General features: G+C 67.4%; 10 protein-coding genes and 1 riboswitch. All 10 genes read right to left on the reverse strand.

What is annotated here, in order from left to right; translation table 11 throughout:
* Positions 1-6: 6 nt before the first annotated feature.
* A riboswitch (glycine riboswitch) is annotated at positions 7-108 on the reverse strand.
* Positions 109-165: 57 nt separating this feature from the next.
* A complete protein-coding gene (locus V6M50_RS00160) occupies positions 166-813 on the reverse strand; it encodes an NAD-dependent dehydratase (RefSeq protein WP_332816505.1) in 648 nt (215 codons plus the stop codon).
* Positions 806-1,978 carry a deoxyguanosinetriphosphate triphosphohydrolase gene (locus V6M50_RS00165; protein WP_332816506.1) on the reverse strand — a complete coding sequence of 391 codons (1,173 nt, stop codon included), beginning with the start codon at positions 1,976-1,978 and terminating at the stop codon, positions 806-808. The genes V6M50_RS00160 and V6M50_RS00165 overlap by 8 nt, the downstream gene beginning before the upstream one ends.
* Positions 1,975-3,894 carry a tetratricopeptide repeat protein gene (locus tag V6M50_RS00170; RefSeq protein ID WP_332816507.1) on the reverse strand — a complete coding sequence of 640 codons (1,920 nt, stop codon included), beginning with the start codon at positions 3,892-3,894 and terminating at the stop codon, positions 1,975-1,977. The genes V6M50_RS00165 and V6M50_RS00170 overlap by 4 nt, the downstream gene beginning before the upstream one ends.
* A gap of 75 nt (positions 3,895-3,969) precedes the next feature.
* Positions 3,970-5,421, reverse strand: coding sequence for a cell division protein FtsZ (gene ftsZ / locus V6M50_RS00175; protein WP_332816508.1), 1,452 nt, complete (start codon positions 5,419-5,421; stop codon positions 3,970-3,972).
* Positions 5,422-5,574: 153 nt separating this feature from the next.
* Entirely contained in the window at positions 5,575-6,831 is a 1,257-nt protein-coding gene (gene ftsA / locus V6M50_RS00180; RefSeq protein WP_332816509.1) for a cell division protein FtsA, read from the reverse strand.
* 3 nt (positions 6,832-6,834) lie between these two features.
* On the reverse strand, positions 6,835-7,773 hold the full coding sequence (locus V6M50_RS00185; RefSeq protein ID WP_332816510.1) for a cell division protein FtsQ/DivIB: 939 nt from the start codon (positions 7,771-7,773) through the stop codon (positions 6,835-6,837).
* The gene (locus V6M50_RS00190) at positions 7,770-8,693 is read right to left on the reverse strand and encodes a D-alanine--D-alanine ligase (protein WP_332816511.1); all 924 of its coding nucleotides are present in this window, start codon (positions 8,691-8,693) and stop codon (positions 7,770-7,772) included. The genes V6M50_RS00185 and V6M50_RS00190 overlap by 4 nt, the downstream gene beginning before the upstream one ends.
* Positions 8,690-9,589 (reverse strand): UDP-N-acetylmuramate dehydrogenase, encoded by a 900-nt coding sequence (gene murB, locus V6M50_RS00195; RefSeq protein WP_332816512.1) that lies wholly within the window; start codon positions 9,587-9,589, stop codon positions 8,690-8,692. The genes V6M50_RS00190 and murB overlap by 4 nt, the downstream gene beginning before the upstream one ends.
* Positions 9,586-11,016 (reverse strand): UDP-N-acetylmuramate--L-alanine ligase, encoded by a 1,431-nt coding sequence (gene murC, locus V6M50_RS00200; RefSeq protein ID WP_332816684.1) that lies wholly within the window; start codon positions 11,014-11,016, stop codon positions 9,586-9,588. Before murC ends, murB begins: the two co-directional genes overlap by 4 nt.
* Positions 11,016-12,200 (reverse strand): undecaprenyldiphospho-muramoylpentapeptide beta-N-acetylglucosaminyltransferase, encoded by a 1,185-nt coding sequence (gene murG, locus V6M50_RS00205; protein ID WP_332816513.1) that lies wholly within the window; start codon positions 12,198-12,200, stop codon positions 11,016-11,018. Before murG ends, murC begins: the two co-directional genes overlap by 1 nt.
* Positions 12,201-12,204: the final 4 nt, after the last annotated feature.

The raw sequence follows: 12,204 nt of genomic DNA on the forward strand, positions 1-12,204 counted from the left end.
TCCGTTCCAGCCTGCGCGGTCCTGCTGACCTGAGAGTTTCCGGGGCGGTTGCTCCTTCGGTGGTGAGGCGCCGGTTGCCCTGCCCTCACGCTCTCCCGCGCGGCCGGTCGAATCTCTTGCGAGACCCGACAGACACCCGAGCCTTGGCGCTGCCCTTTTGCGGAGTCAATCGGCGAGCGCGCGGATTGCATCGTTTTCGTGGATATGCGCGCCCGAACCGCCCTGCGCGGCGAGTGCGACGATCGCCGCCGCGACGGTTGCGCCCGAAATCGAGCGATAGCGGCGGAAGGAGCCGTGGAGCAGCGCATCGGTCAGGGGCGCAGCGATCGTCGCGAGCCCCTCGCCCAATCGCTGCGGGCCCAGCCGGTCGCCGCGCAGCAGGCCGGGACGGATCAGGTCGAGCCGCTGGAAACCGAGCACGCGCAGCCCGTCCTCGGTCTCGCCCTTGGTGCGCAGGTAGAAATTGCTGCTTTTCGACGCGGCGCCGACCGAGCTGACCGCGATCATATGCGGCGTGCCGGCGCGCTTCGCGGCGCGGGCGGCGGCGAGGATGAGGTCGTGGTCGACGGCGCGAAACGCCGCCTGCGACCCCGCCTGCCGGATCGTCGTGCCGAGGCAGCAGATGAGGACCGCAGGCTTTTCGGCAGCGATGATGTCGGGCCAGGTTTCGGTCGGCGCGATTCGTTCGATGTGGTGCGGCGGCAAGCCTTCGACATCTCGACGCGCGAGGATAGTGATGGGTTTGCTACCGAAGCGTTCGATCACCGCGCGCCCGACAAGCCCGGTCGCCCCGACGATGAGCGCCTCAGGCATGCGCGAGCGCCGCTGGCACCGCATCGCGGCCGAAAATCCCGGCAAAGCGGTCGATGGCGAAGCGGTCGGTCATCCCGGCAATATAGTCACCAATATGGCGCACTGTCGCGCATTCTTCTCCGGGCACGCGCGACGACCAATCCTCGCCCATCAGGCGCGGATCGTCGGCATAGGCGGCGAACAGCCGTCCGACGACCTGGTTCGCCGCCTCGGCTGCGGCGACCTGTTCGGGGTGATGATAGAGATTGGCGTACATGAAGCGCTTGAGCTCGCGCTCTTCTGCCGCGAGACCGGCCGAGAAGCCGCCGAGGGTTCGGCCGGCGGCGCGCACCTGGTCGATGCTCGCCACGCCCGCAGCGGCAACATTGGCTTCGGTCGCGGCGATGACGTCGTTTACCATCACGCCAATCTGGTCGCGGACGAGTTCGCGCAGCAGCCGGTCACGCGGCGCGCCGGGGAAACGTCCCTCGACGGCGCGAAAATTGGCGGCGACGAAGGGCTGTTCCATCAACTGATCGAGGTCGAGCAGCCCGGCGCGCAGGCCATCGTCGATATCGTGATTGTCATAGGCGATGTCGTCGGCGACCGCCGCGATCTGCGCTTCCAGACTGGCATGACTACCGAGGCCGAGCCCGAAATCGCCATCGATTTCGGCGAGCGCCCAGCCCGGATTGATCACCGGGCCGTTGTGCTTGGCGAGCCCTTCGAGCGTTTCCCACGTCAGGTTGAGACCGTCGAAGCGCGGATAGGGACATTCGAGCCGCGCCAGCGTGCGCAGCGTATGGCCGTTATGGTCGAAGCCGCCATGCGCAGCCATCGCCGCCTTCAACGCGTCCTCGCCGGCGTGGCCGAAGGGCGGATGGCCGATGTCGTGCGCGAGGCAAAGCGCCTCGGTCAGATCCTCGTTCAGCCCGAGCGCGCGCGCGATGCCGCGGCCGATCTGCGCGACCTCAATGCTGTGGGTCAGGCGGACGCGGTAATGGTCGCCGTCGGGCGCGACGAACACCTGCGTCTTGTGGCGGAGGCGGCGAAACGCGATCGAATGGATGATGCGGTCGCGGTCGCGTTGAAAATCATCGCGCGGCCCGCGCACGACGCGACCTATTTCTTCAAAACGGCGCCCGCGACTGGCTTCGGGACGGCTGGCGCAATCGGCAACGCTCACTTGATCGGGTCGACGGCCTGACCCGCCTCGCTGTTGAAGAGGAAGCCGTCGCCGCCCGCCTTCTTATAGCTTGCGAGCCAGTCCTGCGCCGCCTTGCGGTCCTTGAACGGGCCGACCAGCAGCCGGCGGGTCTTGCCCCATTCGGCGGTGGCGCCCGACTTGCCCTTGAAGACGTCGGGGCTTTTCCTGGCGAATTTGCCATAGTCGGTGGCGAGCGCGCGCGCGTTGGCGCCGGTTGCGACCTGGATCCAGATGCGCGCCGGGCTGGCTTTCTTCTCGGCCGCTTCCGCCTTTGCCTTGGCGTCGGCTTCGGCCTTGGCTTTTGCCGCAACGCTATCCTTTTCGCGCTTCGCCGCCTCGGCGACATCGGCGCGACGCTTGTCTTCGAGCAGCTTGGCCAGCGTCTCGACGCCGATCGCGTTGTCGGGCTGGTTCAGTTCCTCGGGCGGAATTTCGATCGACCCGACGATGTCGGCGAGCGAGGCGAGCGGAGCGGCGGCCGTCGGTGCGGGCGCGGGCGCGATGGCGGTGGGCAGGCCCGAACCAGCGGCAACGGGCGACGATGGCGAAGGGATCGCACCGCTCGACGGCGCATCGACCGCACCACGCCCGATGCCTGCAATCGAGAAGCCCGGTCCAACGCGATCGGACGGCTGTGCCGCGCTCGTGCCGATCGAAGCGGGAGCCGGGGCGGATGTCGGCGCGGACGCGGGCGCCGACGGCGATGCTGGAACAACGGCCGGTTCAGACCCTCTCGCGACAGGGAAAATACCCTCGGGCGTCGGCACGACCCCGATGATGGTCGGCTTCGTACCGCCCACAGCGGGAAATGGATTTTCCGGCGTCGGCCGTAGCGGCGCAGGTGCAGGTGCAGGCCGAACCGTTGCCGGGAATGTCGCAGGAGCGGGCCGCACTGTCGCCGGGGATGTCGCAGGCGGAATTGTCGAAGGACGCGGCGGTGTGCTTGCGGGCGCGGGTTCGGATTTGCGCGACGCGGTCACCGGTGCGGGGGCCGGCGACGGTGCGGGCTGGCGCCTGGCGCTGGCGGGTGTGCGCTTGCCTGGCGCAGTGGCAGGCGGCGGCGCCGCGGCCGCCACCTGCACGGGCGCCCGCTTCGGGCCGAGCTGGCCGTTCGGGAAGCGCCCGAAATGCGCGGCGGCCGCCTGTTGCGCCGGATTGAGCCGGTCCATCTGGGTCAGATAGGGCAGGATATTCTGGGCCATCGCGGGCGGCATCGTCGCGTTGACGATCTCGGTCGCTTCCTTGTCGCGGCCGTTCATCGCAAGGATCATCGCGCGCAGCCGCCACGCGCCGCGATCCTGCGCGCGCAATTGCGGCGTCAGCATCTGGATCGCACGATCGGCATCGCCGCTGATACCAAGCGACAGCGCATAGCGCCGCGTCAGTTCGTCATTGGGGGAAATCGACAACGCGAGCTGGTAGTCGCGCTGCGCCGCATCCTGCTGTCCGAGCAAATCGCGCGCGAGCCCGCGGTCGGACAGGAACAGCCGTTCGGACGCGCCCATCAACTGCGCCTCGCCGAAATAATCGAGCGCGCGTGTCGGGTTTTCCATATGGACCATCGCCGAACCGAGCGCAGCCTTGACCGCGCCGTCGCGTGGGCTCGCCTGTTCGGCGCGGACGAGGAAGCCCAGCGCGGCGCGATAATCTTCAAGCTCGATCGACGCGCGGCCGGCGTCGAGCAGCGCGCCGGTGTCGCTGTTGTTCGACGCGATGCGGGCGAGCGCCGACGACAGCAAGGAGCGCGCCGCGGTGCGCTTTTGCATCGCCACCCTGGTCGCGGAATCGGCCGGCGTCGCCTGCATCGCCTGAACGGGTGATACCGTCACGGCCCCAAGCAGCAGCACACCGAGCGCGCCGACATAAGACCGTGCGCGCACCGGCTTCGCCGTCATTTTCGCTTGCCGCATGGGCAAATCATCCCGATTCCCGGCCTGCCGTGCCCGGCGGGCGGCCGCTCGATAGCCCTGTTACTGGTTGTTCTGGCGCCCCAGGAAACGCGGGATGTCGACCCCGTCTTCCTTGTCGCCTTCTTCGCCATCGGGTGCGGTTGCCCCGCGCGAAAGCCGCGACATGCGTTCGAACAAGGTGCCGCCGCCGATCGATCGCGCAGGCGATTCCTCGGTGAGATCGGCATCCGTGGCGGTCGCCGGAGCGGGGCGGTATTCGGCCGGCGCTTCGGGGGCGTCGAGCACCAGCTCGTCGGCCGTATCGTCATAGGTCGCCGCGACCTCCGACAAGATCATCGGTTCCTCTTCGGCAGCCGCTTCGGGCTCGGCCGCATCGGCCAGCGAGAAGCCGGGGGCCGGGTCATTGTCTTCGATCGCTTCGACGACAGGTTCTTCCTCGACCGCCGGTTCGATGATCTCTTCAGCCACCGGAACCGGCGTTGCCGCCCGCGCCGGAGCGAAGGAAAAGCTGCGCGTCGCGGGCGAAGCCTGCGCCGCGCTTTCGCCGTTGCTGTCGATGCCCGTGGCGACCACCGAAACGCGGATCTTGCCGTCGAGATTGTCGTTGAACGCGCTGCCCCAGATGATGTTGGCGTCGGGGTCGACCAGCTCGCGAATATGGTTCGCGGCCTCGTCGACTTCCATCAGGCGCATATCTTCGCCGCCGGTGATCGAGATGATGACGCCCTTCGCGCCCGCCATCGACACGCCGTCGAGCAACGGGTTGGCGATCGCTTTCTGCGCGGCTTCGAGCGCGCGGCCATCGCCTTCGGCCTCGCCGGTGCCCATCATCGCCTTGCCCATCTCGCGCATCACGCTGCGCACGTCGGCAAAGTCGAGGTTGATCAGGCCGGGCATGACCATCAGATCGGTGATCCCGCGCACGCCCTGTTGCAGCACTTCATCCGCCATGGTGAAGGCTTCTTTGAAGGTCGTGTTCGGATTGGCGACCAGGAAGAGATTCTGGTTGGGGATGACGATCAGCGTGTCGACATGGTCCTGCAGCTCGGAAATGCCCGAATCTGCCGACCGCATGCGGCGCTGACCTTCAAAGGTGAAGGGCTTGGTCACGACGCCGACGGTCAGGATGCCGCGGTCGCGTGCCGCCTTGGCGATCACCGGCGCCGCGCCGGTGCCGGTGCCGCCGCCCATACCGGCCGCGATGAAACACATATGCGCGCCGTTCAGCGCCTCTTCGACCTGCGCGATGCTTTCCTCGGCCGCCGCGCGGCCGACCTCGGGCCGCGAACCCGCGCCCAGCCCCTGGGTGATCTGCGTCCCCAGCTGGATGCGCCGTTCGGCCGGCGAAGCGTTGAGCGCCTGGGCGTCGGTGTTGGCGACGATGAAATCGACCCCTTCGACCCGCGCCGCGATCATGTTTGCGATGGCATTGCCCCCCGCGCCGCCGACGCCGATCACCGCGATGCGCGGTTTCAGCTCATCGACCTGCGGCGGGCCAATATTGATGCTCATCAATCAGTCTCCCTGCAGCGGCGAACCGGTGCCGCTTCCCTCACCATGCGACCCGGACGGACGGTGGTCCTGCCGCCCGGATTCCTGTCACCGCATTGCACTATTGTGACGTGGGAATCACCCAAAAAATTAACCCTTTCGATGGCCAGAGGCCTAGAAACTGCTTTTAAGCGCCGCCATCAGGCGGTGCAGGATCGAAGTACCCGCCGGCCGATAGACATCCTGCGACATCATCGGCAGGTCGCGAAGGTCCACCGGGTCCGACGCGGCATAGAGAACCAGACCCGCGAGTGTCGCGAAAGCCGGGCCGCTATGCGCATCGGGCAGGCCGTGCAAGCCGCGCGGTCGCCCGACGCGCGCGGCGCGGCCAAGCGCGCTTTGGGTATAATCGGCGATCCCTTTCAAGTCGGCGCCGCCGCCAACCAGCACCACCTGACGCCCGATCGGTCCGACGAAATGCAGGTCTTTGAGCGTCCTGCCGATCTCTCCCATCATCGCATCGAGGCGCTGGCGGATCACCGACACCAGTTGCGCCCGCGTGATGCGCGGGGAATCGCCATTCGTCGGGGCGCCGGGCTCGAGCTCGATGATCTCGTTATTGTCGCGGGGGGACGCCGAGGCCGAGCCGTAGAAGCTCTGGAGCCGCTGCGCCTGGCTGCGGCGGATGCCGAAGGCCGAGGCGATGTCGTCGGTGATGTCGCTGGCGCCGAAGGGCAGCGACGCCATTTCGACGAGCATGCCGCCGGCATAAAGCGAGACGGTGGTGACCGCCGCGCCGAGTTCGACGAGCGCGACGCCGAGGTCGCGTTCCTCGTCCGACAGGCAGGCGAGCCCCGCGGCGATCGGTGAGGCGACGACGGCGTTGACGTCGAGATGCGCCTGCCGCACCGCGGCCTCGAGGTTCCGCACCGGCGCGCCGTCGGCCATGATGATATGGATGTCGACCCCGAGCCGATCGGCATGGAGCCCGATCGGGTTCTTCACCCCCGTCAGCCCGTCGAGCGTATAAAGCGCGGGCTGGGCATGGAGGATCATCCGGCCCTCGGGATCGATACCGGCACGTCCCGCCGCCAGCAAATCGTCGACATCTTCCTTTTCGATGCGGTGGCCGCCGAGCTCGCTTTCGATCGGCGCGACGTCGCTGATCAGCCCACCCGCCGAAAAGGCGACCCAGACATCGTCGATGTTGAGCCCCGCGATCCGCTCGGCCTGCTCGATCGCCTCGCGCACGATATGCTCGGTCTGCTCCATGTCGGCGACATAGCCGCGCTGGACCCCGCGGCTTTCGCGCTGACCGGTGCCGAGCACATGCAGCTGGCCATCGGCGGTCTGCCCGGCGATCAGCGCGCAGACCTTCCACGACCCGACATCGAGCGCGGTGATGATCTTTTCGATGCGCGGCGGCGCCATGGCTTATCCCTTCTCCGCCGTCGCTTCGGCGACGGCATCGACCGCGGCGCGGGCATCGTCGAGCTTCGCGGGCGCCACCTGTCCTTCGTGGGGCAAGCGTAGCACGAAGCGATCGGGATCGCGCATGTCGAAACGCAAGATGCCGCGCCCGAGCAAGCGGTTGGCGCCGTCCATATGCGCGAATTTGGCCAGCGCGGCCTTCGCCTCGGTTTCGCCTTCGGGAAGCGACAGGGTTTCGCCGCTGCGAAAGCGCAGGTCCCAGCGGCGGTTGCCGACCCAGGTCGCGCCCGCGAGCAATTCCTTGAGGCTGCTCGCTTCGGAAAGCAGGCGGCCCAGATCCTGCGAACGCTGGTTCGCCTTCGGCCCGATCACGAGCGGCAGATCTGGCATCGTCGCGACGCTCACGGGTTCGAGCACGACGCCCTTTTCGTCGATCAGCGACAGGCGATTATTATGCTGCCAGATTGCCGCCGGGGTCCGCTCGACGATGTCGACGACGAGCGTGTCGGGCAGGCGCCGCGACACGCGCGCATCCTTGATCCAGCCATATTTCATCAGGTCGCCGCGCACATCCTCGAGGTCGACCGCCGCCATCGAGCGGTCCTTCTGCGCGAGTGCGATGTCATAGACCTTGAGCCGGTCGATGCGGTCGGCGCCGACGACTTCGACCTTCTTGACCTGAAAACCCGCGCGGCCGACCGCCTGCGCATATTCCTCATGCACCTTGGCCGTCACGCCGGTGGCGTGGGCGGCGAGGCCAGCGACCGCGAACAGGCTGAGCCCGACCGTCCAGTTCGCGACCTTCTGCAATCGCTGCGGGCTGATCGGCAGCGCGTTGATGACCGCGTTGAGGCGCGACGTCTTGATCGTCTTGCGCTTCTTCGGCGCGCGCGACGGGCGCCGCGGCGGCGACTTGCCGCGTTTGATCTGTGTCTTGCTCATAACGCTTCCCCCACGATGCGTTCGACCAGTTCGGCATAATCCAGGCCCACCGCCCGCCCCTGTTCGGGCACGAGGCTGAGCGCTGTCATTCCCGGCTGGGTGTTGACCTCGAGCAGGAATATCCCCGCGAGGCCATGTTCGTCGTCCCAGCGGAAATCGGAGCGCGAGGCGCCTTTGCAACCCAGCAGGCGATGCGCCTGAAGCGCCAGATCCAGCATCCGCTGCGCCACGTCATCGGGCACCTCGGCGGGGCAGACATGTTCGGTCAGACCGTCGGTGTATTTGGCGTCATAGTCGTAGAAACCCGATTTGACGCGGAGTTCGGTGACGGCGAGCGCCCGGTCGGCGAGTACCGCGACGGTCAGTTCGCGGCCCTTGATGAAGGGTTCGGCGAGCAGGCGGTCGAACTCCTGCCACGGCCCCACCGCTTCGCGCGAGATCGGGTTGCCGTAATTGCTGTCGTCCTTGACGATCGCGACCCCGACCGACGAGCCTTCGTTGACGGGCTTCAGCACATAGGGGCGCGGCAAGGGATCGACTGTAAAGAGGCTTTCGCTGTCGACCATCGTCCCCGTCGGCATCGGGATTCCATGCGGCACGAGCGCCTGCTTCGTCAATTCCTTGTCGATCGCGATCACCGAGGTGACGAGCCCGCTGTGGGTATATTTGAGGCCCATCAGGTCGAGCATGCCCTGCACGGTGCCGTCCTCGCCCGGGACGCCATGGAGCGCGTTGAACACGACATCGGGCTTCGCCTCGGCCAGCCGCAGCGCGACGTCGCGGTCCATGTCGATGCGCGTGACCTTGTGGCCGCGCGATTCGAGTGCGTCGGCGACGCCGTTGCCGCTCATCAGCGACACTTCGCGCTCGGCCGACCAGCCGCCCATCAGGACGGCGACATGCCACGGACCCCGGCTCACTTCGCCACTCCCACGCGCTGAATCTCCCATTGCAGTTCGATGCCGCTCTTGTCCTTCACGCAGCGGCGGACCTCTTCGCCCAACGCCTCGATGTCGGCGCTGGTGGCTTCGCCAGTGTTGATGAGAAAATTGGTGTGCTTCTCGCTGACTTGCGCGCCGCCGACCATGAAGCCGCGGCAGCCGGCTTCGTCGACGAGTTGCCACGCCTTGTGCCCCTCGGGGTTCTTGAAGGTCGATCCGCCGGTCTTCGAGCGCAGCGGCTGCGACGCCTCGCGGCTCGCCGAGATGCGGTCCATTTCGGCCTGGATCACCGCAGGTTCGCCGGACTGGCCGCGGAAAGTCGCGCCGATGACGACCGCGCCCTCGGGCAGTTCGCTGTGGCGATAGGTGTAACCAAGGTCGGCGAGCGGCAGCGTCCGGCGCTCGCCCGAACGCAGCACGACGTCGCAGTCGATGAGGATGTCCTTGACCTCAGACCCATAGGCGCCGCCGTTCATGCGGACGAAGCCGCCGACGGTGCCGGGGATCGAGCGGAGGAACTCCATTCCCGCGATGCCCGCGTCGCGCGCGGTCGAGGAGACGAGGATGCCTGACGCGCCGCCACCGCAGCGCAGCGCCGTGGCGTCGATGGCTTCGACCTTCGCAAAAGCCTTGCCAAGGCGGACGACGACGCCAGGGAAGCCGCCATCACGGACAATGAGGTTCGACCCGAGGCCGAGCGCCATCACCGGCACGGCGGGATCGAGGTCGCGCAGGAAGTCCGAAAGGTCGTCGGCATCCCTGGGTTCGAACAGCCAGTCGGCTGGGCCGCCCGACTTGAACCACACGAGCGGGGCAAGCGGTGCCTGCTGAGTCAGCTTGCCGCGCACCACGGGAAGGGTTTCGACGGCGGTCATGCCGCCTCCACCGCGGCGGCAAGGCCCGCCGCCATTTTGGTGATGTCGCCCGCGCCGAGACAGATGATCTTGTCGCCCGCGCCCAACTCGCCCGCCGCAATGCTCGCGGCGAGGGCCGAGGCTAGCGCACTGGCGTCGGCAACGACATTCGCCTGACGATGCCCACGGTCGCGCAGGCCCGCGACCAGCGTATCCGACGACACGCCCTCGATCGGGCTTTCGCCCGCGGCGTAGACGGGCAGCGCGAGGACAATGTCGGCGTCATTAAACGCCTGCTGGAAATCGTCCATATGGTCGCGCAGGCGCGTGAAGCGGTGCGGCTGGACGACCGCGACGACGCGCCCAGCCCCAGCCCCTTCGCGCGCGGCGGAAAGAACCGCGCGGATTTCGACCGGGTGGTGCGCATAATCGTCAATCACCGTGACCATACCCTCGCCCACGGCGATCTCGCCGACCTTGGTGAAGCGGCGCTTGACCCCGGCGAAGCCATCGAAGCCCGAGGCGATCTTGTCGTCCGAAACCCCCATGTGCAGCGCCACGGCAATCGCGGCCAGCGAGTTCTGGACATTGTGGCGGCCCGACATCGGCAGGTGGATGCCCTCGATCGTGCGGCTGTTGCCGTCGCGGTCGCGCACGACGACATCGAAGCGGTTGCCGTCGGGTCCGGGCACCACATTGGTGCCGCGCACGTCGGCCTGCGCCGAGAAACCGTAAGTGATAATGCGGCGGTCGCGGATGCGCGGGATGATTGCCTGCACCTCGGGATGATCGAGGCAGAGCATCGCGGCGCCATAGAAGGGGACATTCTCGATAAACTCGACGAAGGCGTCCTTGATCGCGTCGAAGCTGCCATAGTGATCGAGATGTTCGGGATCGATGTTGGTGACGACCGCGATCGTGCCGTCGAGGCGCAGGAAGCTGCCGTCGCTCTCGTCGGCCTCGACCACCATCCAGTCGCTGGCGCCGAGGCGCGCGTTCGAGCCGTAATTGTTGATGATCCCGCCATTGATCACGGTCGGATCGATCCCGCCCGCATCGAGCAGCGCCGCGACGAGGCTGGTCGTCGTCGTCTTGCCGTGCGTGCCCGCAATGGCGACGGTCGATTTGAGGCGCATCAGCTCGGCGAGCATTTCGGCGCGGCGGACGAGGGGGATGCGGTGCGCGAGCGCGGCCTCGACCTCGGGGTTGCCGCGCTTGACCGCAGTCGAGGTGACGACCACCTGAGCGCCGTCGACGTTCGAGGCTTCATGCCCGATCGCGACCTTGATGCCTTTTTTGCGGAGGCCTTCGACGACATAGCTCTCGGCAATGTCGCTGCCCTGCACCTGATAGCCCAAATTGTGCATCACCTCGGCGATCCCCGACATGCCGATGCCGCCGATGCCGATGAAGTGGATGGTGCCGATGTCGGTCGCAACGCCGCGCATCATTCGGCTCCCTTGCGCGCCGACGCCATGCCGCCCGCGGCAGCGCGCTGGCCCGACGGTGCACCGACGCGGATCACATCCATCATCGGCGGCGCGGCGAGCGATTCGACAAGGTCGGCAAGGTCGCGGGTCGCATCGGGCAGGCCGCAGCTTGCGGCGCGCGCGGCGGCGTTTTCGAGCGCACCGGGTTCGAGCGCCATGCGCTGGATCTGCTTGGCCAGCTCGCTCGGGGTGAATTGCGGCTGCGGGATCGAGCGCGCGCCGCCGGCTTCGACCATATCGACGACATTATAGGTCTGATGATCGTCCATCGCGTGCGGATAGGGAACGAAGATCGCGGGGCGACCGGCGCAGGCGAGTTCGGCGACGGTCGACGCGCCCGCGCGTGCGATCACCAGATGCGCCCAGCGCAGGCGTTCGGGGAAATCGGAAATATAAGGCGCGCATTCGGCGGCGACCCCGAGCTCGGCATATTTGGCGCGCACCGTTTCCAGATCGGCCTCGCGGCACTGCTGGACGACCTGCAAACGGTCGAGCAGCGCACGCGGCAGCATCGCGATCGCGGCGGGAACGACCTCGCTCAGTACCGTCGCGCCGAGGCTGCCGCCGACCACGAGCAGGCGGAAGATGCCGTCCTCGGGCAGCGGCGGGTAACCCTCTTCACGGATCGCGATGATTTCGTCGCGCACTGGATTGCCGGTGATGTGCTTCTTCAGCTCATGCCCCGCCGGATAGCGCTGGATATTATGATAGGCGACCGCAACCGCATCGACACGCGGCGCCATCAGCCGGTTGACGCGGCCGAGCACGGCATTCTGCTCGTGGATGACGCGCGGGCGCCTTGTCGCGCCCGCAGCAAGCAGACTGGGGAGCGAGGGATAGCCGCCGAAACCGACGACCACCGCGGGGTCGAATTCGTCGATTAGGTCCACGCCCAGGCGCCGCCCCTTGCGGATCGCCAGCGCGGCCTTGACCCAGCCCACGGGGCCGCCCGAGACGCGGCCGGCGGGAAGCACATGCGTTTCCATCTCGGCGGGCGCGCCCGGAATCTTGAGGCCGCGGTCGTCGCTGACCAGCGCCACGCGGTGTCCGCGCGAAATCAATTCGCCCGCAAGGGCATAGGCGGGCAGCATATGGCCGCCGGTGCCACCGGCGGCGAGAAGGAAGTGGCGCGTTGCGGTCATTTTC

The organism is Sphingopyxis sp., from assembly GCF_036675685.1.
Lineage (GTDB): Bacteria > Pseudomonadota > Alphaproteobacteria > Sphingomonadales > Sphingomonadaceae > Sphingopyxis.

Excerpts from the sequence above, each read along its gene's own strand:
- ftsZ (WP_332816508.1), bottom strand. The coding sequence starts at position 5,421 with ATGAGCATCAATATTGGCCCGCCGCAGGTCGATGAGCTGAAACCGCGC.
- V6M50_RS00170 (WP_332816507.1), bottom strand. The coding sequence starts at position 3,894 with ATGACGGCGAAGCCGGTGCGCGCACGGTCTTATGTCGGCGCGCTCGGT.
- murB (WP_332816512.1), bottom strand. The coding sequence starts at position 9,589 with ATGACCGCCGTCGAAACCCTTCCCGTGGTGCGCGGCAAGCTGACTCAG.
- V6M50_RS00185 (WP_332816510.1), bottom strand. The coding sequence starts at position 7,773 with ATGAGCAAGACACAGATCAAACGCGGCAAGTCGCCGCCGCGGCGCCCG.
- ftsA (WP_332816509.1), bottom strand. The coding sequence starts at position 6,831 with ATGGCGCCGCCGCGCATCGAAAAGATCATCACCGCGCTCGATGTCGGG.
- murG (WP_332816513.1), bottom strand. The coding sequence starts at position 12,200 with ATGACCGCAACGCGCCACTTCCTTCTCGCCGCCGGTGGCACCGGCGGC.
- murC (WP_332816684.1), bottom strand. The coding sequence starts at position 11,016 with ATGCGCGGCGTTGCGACCGACATCGGCACCATCCACTTCATCGGCATC.
- V6M50_RS00160 (WP_332816505.1), bottom strand. The coding sequence starts at position 813 with ATGCCTGAGGCGCTCATCGTCGGGGCGACCGGGCTTGTCGGGCGCGCG.